The following is a 16,728-nucleotide window of genomic DNA, read 5'->3' as shown; positions in this document are numbered from 1 at the left end:
CCAAAGTATAAAATTTTTTGTACAGATTGATTTCAACGTTGTAAAAATTATATGTTTTCACATAAGTAACTATATGTTTTGGTCTTTGACCCTCTATAAATAAATGAATTTGTTCAAAGATAACAGGCGATAAAATCGTAGCAATATTAAACAGAACAGGTAAGTTTTAATGTAATAAAGAAGATGTGCAGTTTTTGATAACGGCATAAGTTTAAAAAAACGATTGTAATACGTGTATTATTAAACACATCTTAATCAAGCTGCATCAGTTGGGTGCCATTCAGCCATTCATAGCATCCCCCAATAGTTTATGTTTGAATAAATTAGTCTATTAACGATAAAATGAATTTGTACATTTTATTTTATCATAAATCCTTCATGTCATATATATAGAATGATTTTATCAATAGATTTTTAAAGAGAACATTTAACAGTTCATCAAAAATAGATATCGATTTTCATCTTACGTTAGACTGGATCAAACTTTAGTGCTAACGTTAAGGCGATTCAAGTAGAATTTATAATCCTTTTAAAGATGCCAATTTTTCCTTTTCTAAACGCTTTATTATTTTAAGGATACATAACAATTCATTCAGGAAGAAAAGATAAGGAAAACGAAGACAGCGATACATCGCGGTTTTTCAAGGATGGTTATATTTTAGACCTCTGTCTTGATTAACTCTTTTTAAACAAACGCTTAAAATAAATAAAAAAATATGCTTTCATGCTTGCATTTTTTCCAATAATTATTTATCATATTAAGTGTAATTAGCACTCGACGGAATAGAGTGCTAACAAAACAAAAATGATAATAGAATTAAGGAGGCTTTCTACATGATTAAACCACTAGGAGATCGCGTTGTTATCGAGCTTGTCGAGCAAGAAGAGAAAACTGCAAGCGGTATTGTACTTCCAGACTCTGCAAAAGAAAAACCTCAAGAAGGAAAAGTTGTTGCAGTTGGTTCTGGTCGTGTAACAGAAAATGGGGAAAAAATTGCCTTGGAAGTAAAAGAAGGAGATCGTATCATTTTCTCTAAATTTGCTGGCACAGAAGTTAAATACGAAGGCAAAGAGTACTTAATTCTTCGTGAAAACGACATCTTGGCTGTAGTAAGCTAATCTAGATATACAAAAATACTTAACTTAAACAAACAATTGAAGGAGGATATATATCGATGGCTAAAGAAATTAAATTTAGTGAAGAAGCGCGCAGAGCAATGCTACGTGGTGTTGATACATTAGCGGATGCTGTAAAAGTAACATTAGGACCAAAGGGACGTAACGTTGTATTAGAGAAAAAATTTGGTTCACCACTAATTACAAATGATGGTGTTACAATTGCTAAAGAAATTGAGCTAGAAGATCATTTTGAAAATATGGGAGCTCAGCTTGTTTCAGAAGTTGCTTCCAAAACAAATGATGTTGCTGGGGACGGTACTACAACAGCAACAGTATTAGCCCAATCCATGATTAGTGAAGGCCTTAAAAACGTTGCTTCTGGAGCAAATCCAGTAGGCGTTCGTCGTGGTATTGAAAAAGCTGTAGAAGTAGCAGTTAAAGAACTAAAAGCAATTTCTAAGTCAATTGAAAGCAAAGAATCCATTGCCCAAGTAGCCGCTGTTTCTTCAGATGATGCGGAAGTTGGAAATCTAATTTCTGAAGCTATGGAACGCGTCGGTAAAGATGGAGTTATTACCGTTGAAGAGTCAAAAGGATTCAATACAGAGCTTGAAGTAGTAGAAGGGATGCAGTTTGATCGCGGATACGCTTCTCCATACATGGTAACGGATCAAGATAAAATGGAAGCAGTGCTAGAAGATCCTTATATTCTAATTACAGATAAAAAGATCAGCAATATCCAAGAAGTATTGCCAATACTAGAACAAGTAGTTCAGCAAGGTAAACCACTTCTATTGATTGCTGAAGATGTTGAAGGTGAAGCATTAGCAACATTAGTTGTGAACAAACTTCGTGGAACATTTAATGCAGTAGCAGTAAAAGCTCCTGGATTTGGTGATCGTCGTAAAGCAATGCTTGAAGACATTGCTACACTTACTGGCGGAGAGGTAATTACAGAAGATCTTGGTTTAGACTTGAAGAGTGCTACAATGGATCAATTAGGTCGTGCTGCTAAAGTAGTCGTTACAAAAGAAGATACAACGATTGTTGAAGGTGCAGGAAAACCTGAAGATATTTCTGGACGTGTTGCACAAATTCGCTCACAAATTGAAGAAACTACTTCTGATTTTGATAAAGAAAAACTACAAGAGCGTCTAGCTAAATTGGCTGGCGGAGTAGCAGTAATTAAAGTTGGTGCAGCAACTGAAACAGAATTAAAAGAACGTAAACTACGTATTGAAGATGCATTAAACGCTACTCGTGCAGCAGTAGAAGAAGGTATTGTTGCCGGTGGTGGTACTGCATTTATGAATATCTACCATAAAGTAAGTGAACTTCAATTAGAAGGTGATGAAGCTACTGGTGCAAATATTGTACTACGTGCTATGGAAGAACCAGTTCGCCAAATTGCACAAAATGCTGGTCTTGAAGGTTCACTTATCGTTGAGCGCCTAAAAGGTGAAAAAGTAGGTGTTGGATATAATGCAGCTACAAATGAATGGGTAGACATGGTTGAGACAGGTATTGTTGACCCAACAAAAGTTACTCGTTCTGCATTGCAAAACGCTGCATCTGTAGCAGCTATGTTCCTAACAACTGAAGCAGTAGTAGCTGACAAACCAGAAGAAAATGCTGCTGGCGGCGGAATGCCTGACATGGGCGGCATGGGTGGAATGGGCGGCATGATGTAAGGAAAACTCTAAACCCTTGATAGACCAAGGGTTAGAGGCACTTATCATCAAACCGTGGTCATTTTATTGGTCATAAGCGCCGATAAAATCACTCTAAATATGGAGGTCTCTCATTAATTCACTGAATTTTTGAGAGGCCTCTTTTTCTAATCCTCTTGTTAGATGTCCGTAAATTTCGTCCGTCGTCGCTACTGAAGAATGCCCGAGCCTATGGGAGATAACTTTCATATTAACATTTGCCTCAATTAACAACGAAGCGTGTGTATGCCGGAATGAGTGTGGTGTGATGTGCTTACATAAGTCAGGCATTTTTGCTAGCAGACGCTGTAGACGGTTAGAAAATTGCTTAATTGTACACGGATAGCCTTCGGAACAAGTGAAAATGAAACCCTGATCTTTGTATAAGCGTTTATTTTTCTTAATAAATTCGTTTTGCTTTTCCTTTAGTTCCTTTAATAACTCCATGATGGTCGAATCAATCAGTATCTTTCTCATGGAGCTCCTTGTTTTAGGTGTTTGCAATTCAAATTCACGCTTATTGTTATTTGGGTTATAGTAGGTCTTCGTAATCGAAAGAGACGAATTCTGAAAGTTTAGGTCTTTCCACTGAAGTGAAATGACTTCTCCTATTCGCATGCCGGAATATGCGAGAAGACTGAAGAATTCGTAGTCGTTCGGTAAGCCTTCATCTTTTGCAATTTGCAAGAAAACCTTCAGTTCTTCCTTTTCTAGAAAAACAAGCTTTTCTTCGTTCTCTTCGTATTCAAGATTCTTAGGCAGTTTATAGTTGTCCGTTGGATTTTTGTTGATATAATCCATTTCAATCTATAATCGAATATCATTTTAGCGACTATATGGATGCCTTCCCTCGTGTTGTACATGTATTTAGATACTAGAGAATTCATATACTGCCTGTACACTTGATTTGAAATTTTGTGAATAGGTGTCTGTCTGTGCCCAAACACTTAATAAATGTTTGGCAGAGCTTTTACGATTTCTTGTGGAGCTTTTCTTTCTAGTAAAAGGATAAGATTCAATCCATTCCTCATATAAAGCCTGGAACTTCATGTTCTCCCCATGAAAGTACTCACCTCGTTTAATTTGCGGCTCAACCTCCAATGCTGTCAACTCTGCTTCTTCTCGTGTTTTAAATCCTCTTCGTTTAATTTGTCGTGGTTTGTTCGTAATTGGATCTTTCCCATTAGAAACGACAAAGTACCATGACGACTTATCTTGGTTAATATAAGCCATTCTCTTTTCTCTCCTTCATGACGTTTACTGTTCACAGAAAACGAATATCAAAGAAGAGAACTGCAGAACTTACTCCAGATCAAAAAGCAATTGAACCATCTTCAATAATTTCTCTCGTTCTCCTTTCTCTAGTATTTTCCCCTGCACCATAATGATATTTTTCTTATCCTCTAAAATGGAATCTATCTCATAGTAAGTAGCAGTGGGTAGTTTCCAACTCATCGTGTCCTTGTCTACATAGTTGCTGTGCATGACCAGTTCGTTATACTCCATATCTAGCTGCTTAGCAATCTTCCGTAAGGTGCTTGGTTTCGGCTTTTCGATATGGTTATTTTCGAGCTTGGACAGGTAGGACTTTGATGAAACAATGAGTATAGCCAGTTGATCCAGAGTTAAGTTCTTACTTAATCTTCTTTGACGTACTACTTCTCCTAATGATTTCATCTCGATTCATCCTTTTAAAAATGATGTGTGTGGCTACCATGTTACAACATGTAGAGGTGAATATAAAAGTTTATATATTGGAAACAGAGAGGTTTTTGTAAACTACAAAACTTTCGCTCATTGGAATTGGAAGAGGTAGTACGAAAAAAGAAATTAATTAGCAGACAAGTTCCCTATATCACAAAGTATTTTGACGATATAGAAAAAAATAATGTTCAATACGAACTGAAATGGTACTATGACGGAAAAATCTATCACGAGGTTGTCCCTGCAACAACTATTGCAACTAGGCGCGAAATCGTATTATTGGCAAAAAAGGGGCTTAGCAGTAATGATCATAATGCACGGTACCTAATCGAATTCTTTGATGCGTTTTTAGATAAAAATAAAGTAGCGAAATCAATGGTTGTAAGTCGTCTCGGGTATTTAGGAGGACATTTAATTCACCCTTTATTAGAAACAAAATACCGTGTGGTTGCACCGGGAGATGGCGAACAAGAACGGTTGAATGCTTTTAAGGTATGCGGAACAGTACGACAATGGGTTGAAACAATCTTAACGCCATTTCAACGAAATGCCGGTGCATCCTTTGCAATAGCCTCATCATTTGCTTCTGTACTGTTCAAGGAGTTCAATCTATCGCCAATAGTTGTAGATATATCTGGTTCCTCTACAAACGGAAAGACAACCGTTCAGAAGGCTTGTGCGAGTGTGTGGGGAGTGCCAAAAGAGTACATGGGTACCATGTCCGCAACCAGAGTAGGGATAGAACGTCTTGCAGGTTTTTTAAATGCCTTCCCGTTAATTTTGGATGACACCAATACATCGGACAAACCGCAACAGTTCCAAAACATGATTTACCAGTTCGCCAACGGTAAAGGCAATCTACGTGGAAATATAGAGGGTAGTCGTGTAATCAGTGGCTGGCAATCTGTGTTCATTACAACAGGAGAAAACAACATACTGGAGGTATACAAGTTCACAAGGCGCTGCTGCACGAGTAATCCCAATAACTAACTTTAATACGGATAACATTGACAGCAAATACTTCGAAACCTATGACGATGACGTAGAAAGAATTTGCGGCACAATCGGTGTAGAGTTTATTAAACGTTGGAATATGAAAAAAGTACTTTTCAAACATCAATTTGCATTTTTGGAACGACAATACAAAGAGGCGGCATCAACAAATAGAATCCTTAGACGAATTGCACGACCTTTTTCATTCATCGTATTTGTTGCTGAAGTCTTGAATGATATTTTTAAAAATGAAGGAATGGACATGCCAGTCGATGCCTTCCCGGAACCCTTCTTAACCATCTGTGCAGAGAATAGTCATGCAGATCGGCCAAAAAATGCGTTAATTGAGATTCTGGAAGAGCTGGACGCCAATAGAAACCATATTTTTGATGAATACGAACCGACCAATGGTACCCATGCCATCGTAAATAAAGGGGGCTTATTTTTGACTGTAAATTATGTTAATCGGAAGTTGGGAGCGGATGCTAAGCAAATTAGGGAAGCGTGGCTGAAGCAACAGTTAACGATACAGCAGAAGAATCAGGGAAATAAAGTTGATTATAAAACCGTTGTACAAAATAAAAGAGGAGGTCGCCGTGCTATTCAAGTAAATCAAGAATTACTAAAAGAGCAGGGGTTTGATTTTTCTAGCAACAGTTTTTAAATCTACAACATATTAGCGTGTAATTTTGTAATCTTGTAATTCAATACCTTTAAATACCGTCATCATAAGATTTTGAGGATTACAAAACAAATTACAAACATAGAGGTTACTAGAAAAATTACAAACCAAAAAGAGGATTACAAGTGAAATTACAACTTGTAATCCTCTTTTTGGTTTATGTGATGGGGTTTGTGAAGGGGAATTACAAAATTACAAGTTTTATAGCGGAGATGTCTCCCTTTTTATCTAGTAACATTTCCGAGTATCTGTCACTATCTTGTGACAAGCTGAGAGCACTGGTATCATTGTAATAGGAAATATTTCACTGGAAGATTATATGGGGGAGGGATAGCTATTGAATTTAATAGAGAAGAAGATAGGAAAAAATAGGTTTACTGGTCATCAGCTTGAAGAAAAGTATCAAGATACAGATGAAATTGTTGAAAGTTGGAAAATAGGAGTTAAAGAAGTTGTTTCGACGAATGTTAGTAGTGAAGGTTTAAGGGCTCCTCAATTTGGTGCATTATGTGCTATTCGCTCTCACTGGACAGTTAGTAAAAAGCCAGCAACTGTTGTTATGCCAACTGGAACAGGAAAAAGTGAGACAATGTTAGCAACAATTGTAACCGAAAAAATAACTAGATCTTTAATTGTAGTTCCATCAGATTTGTTAAGGAGTCAAATTTACGAGAAAGCTAAGTCGTTTGGAATCTTATATGATATTGAGATGCTTAGTCCTGATATATTGCCTCCAAATGTTTTGCTATATAGTAAAGGGATCAAGGAAAGGGAAACGTTTGAAGAACTAGTAACTAACTCAAATATTATTATTACAACAATGGCATTAGCCGCGAGAATGCCCGAGAACTATATTTCATTTCTATCGGAAAACATAGACGTCCTTTTTGTAGATGAAGCACATCATATAAGTTCAAAAACTTGGTCGAGATTTAAGGAACACTTTGTAAATAATCGAGTATTACAATTTACAGCCACACCTTTTAGGGAAGACGGTAAAAAGATAGACGGAAATATTGTGTATAACTTCCCACTTCGGTTAGCTCAAGAACAAGGATATTTTAAAAAAATAGAATTTTTACCTGTTGAAGAATTTGACGAAAGAAAAACTGATTTATCAATTGCAGAAAAGGCTGTACAGGTACTAGAGAATGACATTGAACTGGGATATCAACATATCTTACTTGTAAGAGCGAATAAAGTTGAAAGGGCTGAAGCATTATACAATGAAATATATAGCAAGACATATAACCAGTTTAATCCCGTCTTGATTACTAACAAACAGTCTTCGAAAGAAAAAAAAGATAGAATCCAGGCTTTGAAAGATAATACCTCTCAAATTGTAGTGTGCGTAGATATGTTTGGTGAGGGGATTGACATTCCGAATTTAAAGATAGCTGCCATCCATGATAAATATAAATCAATGCCTATTACGCTACAGTTCATTGGAAGGTTTGCTAGGAGTAAAGAAGATTTAGGAAATGCAAAACTAGTAACGAATATAGCTGATGATAATATAGCTGATGCCTTACAGGATTTATATGATAAAGATACTGATTGGAATAAGTTACTACCACGAAAGTCCAGTGATTATATTGATAAAGAAATATCCTTACAACAGCTGATAAATGGTTTTAATACGGAAGATATAGAGGACTTGAATTTAATTCATTTAAAGCCAAAAGTGAGTATGGTTGCTTTCCGAACCACTGATAAAAGATGGGATTGGCGAAATTGGAAGGAAGAATTTAATTCTGACCAATGTAAATGCTTCATTAATGAAGAAGATAAATTACTTATAATAATTGAGCCAAGAGAAGTAGGAGTTAGATGGACTACTCAGCAAAACTTAAACAACCTAGAATGGAATTTTTATATCGTCTATTGGAATGCTGAAAAGCAGACAGTCTTTTTAAATGCTTCAGACCTGCCGAAGGGCTTTAAGTTGGTACAAAAGATTTTTTCTACAGAACCGACGATAATAAACTCTGAACAGGTTTTTAAATGTTTGTATGGTATTAAAAGGCTTATGTTAGGCACAGTGGGTTTAAACAGTGCTATAGACGGTCCAATTAGATATAAAATGTTTGGTGGTATAGATGTAGCAGAAGGTATTTCCGAGTCAAATAAGTTAAATAGTTATAAATCAAATGTTTTTGGCAACGGTTACAATGGAGATGGAAAGGTAAGTATAGGTTGCTCATATAAAGGTACAATTTGGTCTCGGTGGGTTGAGAGTATTGATTACTGGAAAAATTAGTGTGAAAGTATATTAGAAAAGCTAACAGATCCCTCTATTGATGTAAAAGATATTTTGTCCGGTGTACTGGTTCCTAAAGTAATAGCAGATATCCCTAAAAAACAGCCATATAGAATTGATTGGCCTAATGATTTGGAATTTGAAACTGAACGAAAAATAACCCTATCTAATATATCAGGTGAATACAATATTTCAAGTGTAGATATCTTGTTAGATCATGATGTGAGTTCACCCGATAAAATCTGTTTTTATGTAAAGAACGAGTATTTTATAGAAAGATTTATTTTCGAAATTAAGGATAATAAATGCTCTGTTAAGTCCGCGGGGGAAGTAATAAATGAAATAAGAATTGGAAATCGTCTAAAAGAAAATTTAGCGGCTTACCTTACAGAAAATCCACCAACTATTTGGTTTGTAGATGGTTCTTCTATACAAGGAAATATACTAGTCGAACTAAATGAGAAGGAGATAACAGAATTCCCAACTGCCTCAATTTATCCTTGGGACTGGAATGAAATGGGAGTTGACATAAAAGTTGAATCGCAACTAGATAAAGAAACATACAACAAAAAAAGAAACTCCATCCAATATAATGTAATTAAATGGTTGAGGGAAAATGGAGACTGTAGTGTTATATTTGATGATGATGGGGCTGGAGAGATAGCAGACATTATCACAATAAGCGAAAAAGAAAAATCTGTTCTTGTAAAATTATTTCATTGCAAATATTCACAAGGTGAAAAATCTGGCAGAAGAATAGGAGATTTGTATGAGGTGTGCGGACAGGCAGATAAATCGGTCTTTTGGAAGCAAAATCCAATTGGTATGATAGATCGAATGTTCTATAGGGAGAATCTTAGGAAAGTTAATGATAGACCGACTAGATTTGAGATGGGTGATAGAGATTTGTTAAAAACAATAAAGAATAAATTGCTAACCCAACCTATGGAGCTTGAAATAATAATGGTACAACCAGGAGTTGCAAGCTCTCAAATTACTGATGATATGCACAAGATTTTGTCAACGTCTCATTCATATTGTCTTGATACTTTCTCGGTGCCTGTAAAGTTGATCTGTAGTTAGGAGATAATGGCTTGGATAAGAATTATAAACGCCCAATTTCTTTCCGTTTTTGATAAGAAAATTGAAATTGAAATAGAGAAAATTAAAGTAATGAAAGAGCGGAAAAAAAGTTTTATGCAACAGATGTTTATTTAACACTCGAGACGTTGATGCTATGTTTCTGCTCTGTGACTGCAAATTAAGGGGGATCTAAATGTCAGAGAATAAAGGTGAATTACAGGCTACGACAAACAATGAAATAGCTCCTTTCAATAATTTTGAGTTTTATTTACAGGATTTAGGTTTACCTTACGAAGGGATTATCGCATCAGAAAGAGAAAGAACTACGATGAGAATGATATTACCGCAAACTATTCAAGAACTCTCTCCTCAAACTAAGAGAGATGCAGTATATTTATCTAAATTTGTAGCAAGTTCAGCAATTGGTTTATATGATGCAGCACTGAATTATTTATGGAATGAAGTTGTTGTTTCGTTAAGGACAAAGGTTAATGTTTATGGTTTAGATCTATTTTTTGATGCGGCAGTAGGTGGAGAATTAAGAGAAGCATATGATACTTTTGAAGATCTCAGTTCAATTAAGGACAATACACTTATAGATACCTGTAGAAAGCTTGAACTCATATCAGATATCCTTTATGAAAAACTTAAGCATATTTTATACATGAGAAATAATATTGGTGCTTCGCATCCTACTGGCGAAACTATAAGGACTCTGGAATTATTAGGATGGTTAGAAACTTGCGTCAAGGATGTAATCGATGATAGACCCTCTGAGGCTGCTTTATTTGTGCAACAGCTAATTGTTAATTTGAAAAATGACAATTTAATTTTAGATGATGCCCGATTAGAACAAATTCGAGAAAGTCTTCAAAGACAACATTCAAGAATATCAGGAAATTTATTGGTAACACTGTTTAGTATTTTCACTAAAAAGAATACCTTGCCAAATGTCCGGGCCAATATACTTAAATTAGCTCCAGTCGTATGGGGGACAAGTCCAGAAAACAAAAAGTATGAGATTGGATTCAAACTGGATCAATTTTCAGTTAACCTGGATGAAGAATCACTTGCACTTGGAAACAGTTTTTTAGATAAATGTAATGGAACTCATTATAAGTCAGAAGGAACTAAAAGTAGGGAACTAAACGAGTTATTGAATAGATTGTTAGATACCCACAATGCTTGGGATAATTTTTACCATGAGGTGCCTGTAGCAAAGCAAATAAAAAAATATATTGTTGAAGAGACGGATATACTACCTAGTTTTGAGGATAAATTAATCAAGGTCATACTTATTTGTAGAGTAGGAAATGGTAAGTGGTATCATCAAGGCGTTTCACCCGGAGCTAAACCTATATACGATGAAATAATAAAACTACTTAACTCTCGACAGGTTAGTAAGCTTATAAAATATTTAAGTGAACCAGAAATAAGGCACATGCTATCAATTGAAAATTGTATTATGCATCTTAAAGATATGCTACAGATAATTAATCTGGATTTACAATATGGAAGAACGAGAGAAGCAATAGAAATAATTTTTGAAAGTATTGATCATTCTAAGTCGAATCTATTTATAACTAAGGACTTTAAAAAACTTATGCAGTATTTATAAAAATTTGCATCTATAGATGTAAATGATTAAAGTTTCACCTGGATTTATCTTGAATTAGTGTTTTCTAAACTAGTACCATGTGAATTTACTTTGGTGCTATTAAAAGAGCATAAGGAGAAACTGCTATCACTTCAGGTGATAGATCAGGCAGAGCCTGATGTTTCGGTGATATCAAAATGAAAGAGTTTGTCACACGCCTGTGACAGTGAATCATTTATCTGTCACAGGTATGTGACAACTTTAAAAAATATAACCCCTTGCAAATATTAGGCTCTGCCTGATTCCACACGGCGAGTGGGGACAAATTTTCCTTATGCTCTTCTATCTGTATCTAAATGAATCATGAGTATATTTTTTAACGCAAGGATAAGTTATCATCCTGTTATTTGGAATACAGAATTGGATAATGTCTAATAAAGACGGACAATGAATTTGTGAAATATGGTCAACCAATAATAAAAAGATTGATACAATGATGTTGGTGTTTTTGTTATAGGCCTTCAACTAACGGGCCATATGCATGAAGGAATCAAATGGGATAGGTGAGCAACAATGGATGTAGTAATTGTCGGTAAAGGACAGATAAAGGAATCTTGCTACACCCCAAACAATAAAAGATAAATTGTAGCTAGGAGATTACATGAAGAAAAAATTGAAGACTAATATAATGGGGATTTTTATTATATTTGGTATCATTTCTGGGGGGATAAATGTCTATGCAACAACGAATTCCAACCATATTACTAACGAGCAATTACAAATAGAATTGGAAAATCCCCATAAAGAAATTGTCTCAAAAAACGAAATACAAGAAATGATTCAGAATCAAGAAGAGAACCCTAGATTAGAAGAGATTACACAGCAGCTTATAGATACTCAAAAATCGAGAATAGCAATTCTTGAAGGTAATATTAGTGCACTATTAACATTACTTGGTGTTATTGTTGCTGTACTTACATTATTCGGAGGGATATTTGTATGGGTTTCCAGAAATGCTTTTTCTTCTAAGGTTGAAGAAGTTGAGAAGCAGGTCCGCGAGATGAAGAAACTAAAAGACGAAACAACAACAAAAATAGAAGCGGTTAGAGAACTTAGCAGCAACCTCAACGTGGCTATTAGGGAAGCGCAGGACTTGCATATCAGCTTAAATAAAAGTCAAAGTACCTTCAATGATGAAACCAAACGTATAAATGAATTAGCAAGATATATAAGCTTTTTAGAGCTCAAGGTATCGAGATATGATATTTTATATAGATTTGAGATCGGCGTAAGTCAATCCGAAAAGTTAATCTCCGATCTTAAATATTGGCTTGAAGGGACACTTCCGAACTATAATTATGCATTAATGAAAGTAACAGAAGCTTTGGGTTCTAACGTTACAAAAGCAGGAAACGAAGAAACAATCCTAGATAAGCTTAATTATTATATAAATTCATTAATGGAGGAAGAGAGTTCAATAAGGGAAAATGCCGCTATATCATTGGAATGGATAGATTATGTGGATTTGAAAATTGACGACTATGACGATCCACTAGAAGCTGATTTCATAGATTGGGAGCATTCGTTTAATTATATTCAAAAGGTTCATCAAATTATTAGTGCTCAAATCTCGATGAATCCAGACCAATTTAAGCCGAAATTGTAGTTTATTGAATTAAAGAATAACTACCACGCTCCTTTTTTCTAGGAACGTGGTTTTATTTTTATTTTCGATTTTGAATTGCTGTTTCGACTAACTTTAAGCACTGCCTACACAGATCAAGTGATTGGCGAAGTTCGTCATTTCTTTTATCAAATAGCTCATAAACTTGTCTGATCTCATGTTCAATTCGATAAACGACTACATAACCATCAGCAAATAATTCGAGAGCTTTGTCTATGTCATATTCACCATGCTTTTAATTTATTCTACGGTAAACATATCAAATTCTTTATACTTGTAATTCATTTTGCTTTCGAATCCTTTCTTTGTTTCATTTTAGTTATTCTGCTACAGACAACTTCTTCGGTATGGGGTAGAAACTCAGGCTTATACATATCCGTTGTCGGAATGTGTCGTACATTTTGTAGCTGCATATAGCCTTGCAATAATTCAATTAATATTTGTGTGTTCCTGTCTGTGTTGTTTGTTCATAATCGCACCCTCTTTAATTCATATGAAATTCGTTCATTTACAATCTCGGCAACTGTATGGGAGATATATTGCAGATTCCAATGATTCTTTTTCAGTTCCTTGTGTTCCTCTAAAATGGCGTCTAATGCTTCGCCGATGTTGTTGTAATCATTGGTGAAAAGCGGTGAAAGTTTTTGAAACTAAAGGATATAGACCGAACCTTGGTGAAAGATTGTTAACAAAAGAAGAATGGAAAGTTTGGGATAGAGAAAGACGTATAAAAAGTAACTATCCAAAACCAACTATTAATAAGAAAGATTATAATTTTGTCAAATCTAATCCTAAATATTATACATCAGAAGGCGAGATTATATGGCCACCGAATCGTGGTGTATTAGGAGAACCAAAAACCGTGATAATAAAACCTGGTACAATGATTGATAGATTTGGTTACGAGGGAGGGACGTTCGTTTCACCTTATGGTGTCCCTTGTCAAATGCGAGCTTTAGCCCCTGAAACCTATTCAAAACCGTACACTGTATATGTAATAAAAAAACCGTTAGAAGTTCAAGCAGGGAAAATTGCACCTTGGTTTAATGAGCCAGGACTTGGTGTTCAGTATGAACTTAACCAATCAGTAAAAGAATTAATTGATCAAGGGAAAATTGGAAGGGTAGGAAAAATAGAATGAAAAAAGATGAACTGCGACAAGCTTTAATTGATGCTGATATTCCTAAAGATTTATACAACTTAAATGGCGAATTACCAAATGAAGCTTTCTGTCTTAACAAAAAAGATCAATCTTGGGAAGTTTATTATAGTGAACGTGGTGTCAAATCTCAGTTAAAAAAATTTGACTCAGAAGATGAAGCATGTAATTATTTCTATAAAATGTTGTTGGAAATTCTGGGTGAATAAAGTGTTAACTAAACTTTGATTGGTAACATTTTGGTAAAGCCAAGACGTAAAAAGTGGTTAAATATTATACAACATGTTACAGTATAAAAATTCTTAAACCTTCATATATCGCATTTTTATAACTAGTTATTAAAGATGTTACACTGTTGTGATAAATGGACGGCATGATGTAATTCATGCCCCTCAAACCTTGATTGAGTAGGTTTTAAAGTAAAATGAGAGTGTGACATTAACATTTTAACATTGAGGATAATTAAAGGAGGCTTCTCATAAGTTGAGCAAACTTTTGGGAAGCTTCTTTTTTCATTTCTTGTGTTACATAGAGATACACATCTTTTGTTATTTGGTCATCAGAATGACCAAGTCTATCCATGATTTGTCTATGGCTACACCTACTTCGGCTAAAAGTGATGTTTGGGTGTGCCTTAGAAAATGTGGTGTTAATTCTGGATTCATATCGGCAAGGTTAAGCAACCTTTTCATCCTATTTTGAACGTCTTAATAACAAAGGGATAGCCGTGTTGCCGTTCCATTTGGGAGTATAAACTATTTTAATGTAAACGGGAATTGCACATAATAAAATAGAAAGACTTTACTTGGAGAAGCGTATTTGACTTTCTGGTTCCATACTCATATCAAGCGACATTATCCACTTGTATGGTTCTTTGATTTTCCTTTGCCTTAATGATTAATTTTGTTTCATATTCGGTAATGCCAAGCTTTTTAATTATCTTGTTCATTTTTTGTTCCTGTAAGTGGATTTAAAGATTCGATCATCTCTACAGTGAGTTAGGCACTGTGTTTACCAATCAGTGTTAGTTATTATTGTCCTCACTTAGGAGTCCTCCTTTCTAGGGTTGTAATATAAAGGCATCAAGCATTAGTTATCTTACTTTTAAAAAGTTACTCTTATAGGCAAAAAGAACTATTTGTCTTTTTAATAGACTTTCTTTTGACCATAAACACTACTAATAAGATAAAGAACTGATTACCTAGCTTAATCCGTTTATAAAAGTTGCTAAAAAATGTATAATTAAAGTAATAGTGCAATAGGAGGGTATTACATGATTACAGGTGAAATTAGAAATAGAGTAGATAAAATATGGGAAACGTTCTGGACAGGTGGGATTACCAACCCATTAACTGTTATTGAACAATTTACATATTTACTTTTTATAAAAGGTTTAGATGATACGGAAACGACAAAGGAACAGGAAGCGGAGTTTCTTGGGACTGAGTTTGAAAGGATTTTTCCTAAAGATAAACAGCATTTACGTTGGAATCAATTTAAACAGCTTGGTTCTGCAGAAGAGATGTATGAGGTAGTATCCAATGAAGTGTTCCCATTTATAAAGAACTTACATGGTAAAGAAGAATCAGCTTATTCAAAGTATATGGGAGATGCGACGTTCTTAATTCCAACACCTAATATGCTAGCGAAAATTGTTGATGGAATTGACAACCTTCCAACAGAAGATCGCGATGCACAAGGAGATTTATATGAGTATCTCTTATCTAAAATCGCAACTTCTGGGACTAACGGTCAATTCCGTACCCCAAGACATATTATTAGAATGATCGTGGAGTTAATGAAACCGACTCCTGAAGATATAATTATTGACCCTGCGATGGGTTCAGCTGGATTCCTAGTTGCTGCAAGTGAATATTTACATGACCATCATAGCGATATGTTTCTTGTTCAAGGTTTAAAAGAGCATTATCATAACACGATGTTCTATGGAAATGACATGGACAGAACGATGCTTCGAATTGGGGCTATGAATATGATGCTTCATGGAGTAGACAATCCAAATATTGATTATCGTGATTCTCTTGCAGAGATTAATAAGGATAAAGAACAATATACGCTGGTTTTAGCGAATCCACCTTTTAAAGGTTCATTGGATTATGAATCGGTATCAAATGATTTGTTGAAAATAGCGAAGACCAAGAAAACAGAGCTTTTATTCTTATCCTTATTTATTCGTATCTTAAAACCGGGGGGACGAGCTGCGGTTATTGTGCCAGATGGTGTCCTGTTCGGAAGCTCAAAGGCACATAAGACGATTCGTAAAGAGATCATTGAAAATCATAAATTGGAAGCAGTTATTTCTATGCCAAGTGGTGTATTTAAACCATATGCCGGGGTATCAACAGCGGTTCTAATCTTTACGAAAACAGGCGCTGGTGGAACGGATAATGTTTGGTTTTGTGCTATGAAAGCAGATGGATTTTCTTTGGATGATAAACGAAGTCCAATTGAAGAAAATGATATACCGGATATTGTGGAACGGTTTAATAAACTGGAGGATGAGAAAGAACGGAAACGGATGGAGCAATCATTCTTTGTGCCAGTTGATGAATTACGGGAAAACGATTATGATCTCTCATATAATAAGTATAATGAGATTGAATATATTGAAGAGGAGTTTGAATCACCTAGTGTCATTATTGATAAGATTGATGGTTTGGAAAAGGAAATAATAAATGGTATTCAAGAAATAAAATTGTTATTGGAGAATAGATAAA

Annotated in this window: 14 protein-coding genes; 11 read left to right on the top strand and 3 right to left on the bottom strand. The window is 35.1% G+C overall.

Annotated features, from left to right (window positions below):
* Positions 1 to 834: 834 nt before the first annotated feature.
* Both groES and groL read left to right on the top strand, forming a co-directional pair.
* Positions 835 to 1,119, top strand: a complete 285-nt coding sequence (gene groES / locus JNUCC74_RS15570) for a co-chaperone GroES (RefSeq protein ID WP_077318346.1) — start codon at positions 835 to 837, stop codon at positions 1,117 to 1,119.
* A 56-nt stretch (positions 1,120 to 1,175) separates the two neighbouring features.
* Complete coding sequence (groL, locus tag JNUCC74_RS15565; RefSeq protein WP_077318345.1) at positions 1,176 to 2,810, top strand: chaperonin GroEL; 1,635 nt, start codon at positions 1,176 to 1,178, stop codon at positions 2,808 to 2,810.
* Between the two features lie 93 nt (positions 2,811 to 2,903).
* Here the strand turns inward: groL and JNUCC74_RS15560 are convergent, their stop codons facing one another.
* The 3 genes from JNUCC74_RS15560 to JNUCC74_RS15550 all read right to left on the bottom strand — a co-directional run bounded on the left by JNUCC74_RS15560 (position 2,904) and on the right by JNUCC74_RS15550 (position 4,505).
* Positions 2,904 to 3,629, bottom strand: coding sequence for a site-specific integrase (locus JNUCC74_RS15560; RefSeq protein WP_454066053.1), 726 nt, complete (start codon positions 3,627 to 3,629; stop codon positions 2,904 to 2,906).
* Between the two features lie 66 nt (positions 3,630 to 3,695).
* Positions 3,696 to 4,061, bottom strand: a complete 366-nt coding sequence (locus tag JNUCC74_RS15555; RefSeq protein ID WP_454066052.1) for an Arm DNA-binding domain-containing protein — start codon at positions 4,059 to 4,061, stop codon at positions 3,696 to 3,698.
* A 69-nt stretch (positions 4,062 to 4,130) separates the two neighbouring features.
* A complete protein-coding gene (locus JNUCC74_RS15550; RefSeq protein ID WP_454066051.1) occupies positions 4,131 to 4,505 on the bottom strand; it encodes a helix-turn-helix domain-containing protein in 375 nt (124 codons plus the stop codon).
* A gap of 120 nt (positions 4,506 to 4,625) precedes the next feature.
* Between JNUCC74_RS15550 and JNUCC74_RS15545 the strand changes: the two genes are divergently transcribed.
* From JNUCC74_RS15545 to JNUCC74_RS15505, 9 genes are all read left to right on the top strand, one after another.
* Positions 4,626 to 5,522, top strand: a complete 897-nt coding sequence (locus JNUCC74_RS15545; RefSeq protein WP_454066050.1) for a DUF927 domain-containing protein — start codon at positions 4,626 to 4,628, stop codon at positions 5,520 to 5,522.
* Positions 5,425 to 6,189, top strand: coding sequence for a hypothetical protein (locus tag JNUCC74_RS15540; protein ID WP_454067924.1), 765 nt, complete (start codon positions 5,425 to 5,427; stop codon positions 6,187 to 6,189). Before JNUCC74_RS15545 ends, JNUCC74_RS15540 begins: the two co-directional genes overlap by 98 nt.
* Positions 6,190 to 6,544: 355 nt before the next feature.
* Complete coding sequence (locus JNUCC74_RS15535; protein ID WP_454066049.1) at positions 6,545 to 8,467, top strand: DEAD/DEAH box helicase; 1,923 nt, start codon at positions 6,545 to 6,547, stop codon at positions 8,465 to 8,467.
* Between the two features lie 54 nt (positions 8,468 to 8,521).
* The gene (locus JNUCC74_RS15530; RefSeq protein WP_454066048.1) at positions 8,522 to 9,550 is read left to right on the top strand and encodes a hypothetical protein; all 1,029 of its coding nucleotides are present in this window, start codon (positions 8,522 to 8,524) and stop codon (positions 9,548 to 9,550) included.
* Between the two features lie 193 nt (positions 9,551 to 9,743).
* Positions 9,744 to 11,168 (top strand): hypothetical protein, encoded by a 1,425-nt coding sequence (locus JNUCC74_RS15525; protein WP_454066047.1) that lies wholly within the window; start codon positions 9,744 to 9,746, stop codon positions 11,166 to 11,168.
* A 640-nt stretch (positions 11,169 to 11,808) separates the two neighbouring features.
* Positions 11,809 to 12,813, top strand: a complete 1,005-nt coding sequence (locus JNUCC74_RS15520) for a hypothetical protein (RefSeq protein ID WP_454066046.1) — start codon at positions 11,809 to 11,811, stop codon at positions 12,811 to 12,813.
* A gap of 652 nt (positions 12,814 to 13,465) precedes the next feature.
* On the top strand, positions 13,466 to 13,972 hold the full coding sequence (locus JNUCC74_RS15515; protein WP_454066045.1) for a TNT domain-containing protein: 507 nt from the start codon (positions 13,466 to 13,468) through the stop codon (positions 13,970 to 13,972).
* Positions 13,969 to 14,199, top strand: a complete 231-nt coding sequence (locus JNUCC74_RS15510) for a hypothetical protein (RefSeq protein WP_454066044.1) — start codon at positions 13,969 to 13,971, stop codon at positions 14,197 to 14,199. Before JNUCC74_RS15515 ends, JNUCC74_RS15510 begins: the two co-directional genes overlap by 4 nt.
* Positions 14,200 to 15,263: 1,064 nt before the next feature.
* Positions 15,264 to 16,727, top strand: coding sequence for a type I restriction-modification system subunit M (locus JNUCC74_RS15505; protein WP_454066043.1), 1,464 nt, complete (start codon positions 15,264 to 15,266; stop codon positions 16,725 to 16,727).
* Position 16,728: the final 1 nt, after the last annotated feature.

This window comes from Cerasibacillus sp. JNUCC 74, from assembly GCF_053667775.1.
The sequence above is the reverse complement of the archived record's forward strand: the minus strand, read 5'-3'. Positions and strand labels throughout refer to the sequence as shown.

Bases quoted from the DNA above. Each gene is read 5' to 3' on its own strand.
- groES (WP_077318346.1), top strand. From the start codon at position 835: ATGATTAAACCACTAGGAGATCGCGTTGTTATCGAGCTTGTCGAGCAA.
- groL (WP_077318345.1), top strand. From the start codon at position 1,176: ATGGCTAAAGAAATTAAATTTAGTGAAGAAGCGCGCAGAGCAATGCTA.
- JNUCC74_RS15560 (WP_454066053.1), bottom strand. From the start codon at position 3,629: ATGGATTATATCAACAAAAATCCAACGGACAACTATAAACTGCCTAAG.
- JNUCC74_RS15555 (WP_454066052.1), bottom strand. From the start codon at position 4,061: ATGGCTTATATTAACCAAGATAAGTCGTCATGGTACTTTGTCGTTTCT.
- JNUCC74_RS15550 (WP_454066051.1), bottom strand. From the start codon at position 4,505: ATGAAATCATTAGGAGAAGTAGTACGTCAAAGAAGATTAAGTAAGAAC.
- JNUCC74_RS15525 (WP_454066047.1), top strand. From the start codon at position 9,744: ATGTCAGAGAATAAAGGTGAATTACAGGCTACGACAAACAATGAAATA.
- JNUCC74_RS15520 (WP_454066046.1), top strand. From the start codon at position 11,809: ATGAAGAAAAAATTGAAGACTAATATAATGGGGATTTTTATTATATTT.
- JNUCC74_RS15510 (WP_454066044.1), top strand. From the start codon at position 13,969: ATGAAAAAAGATGAACTGCGACAAGCTTTAATTGATGCTGATATTCCT.
- JNUCC74_RS15505 (WP_454066043.1), top strand. From the start codon at position 15,264: ATGATTACAGGTGAAATTAGAAATAGAGTAGATAAAATATGGGAAACG.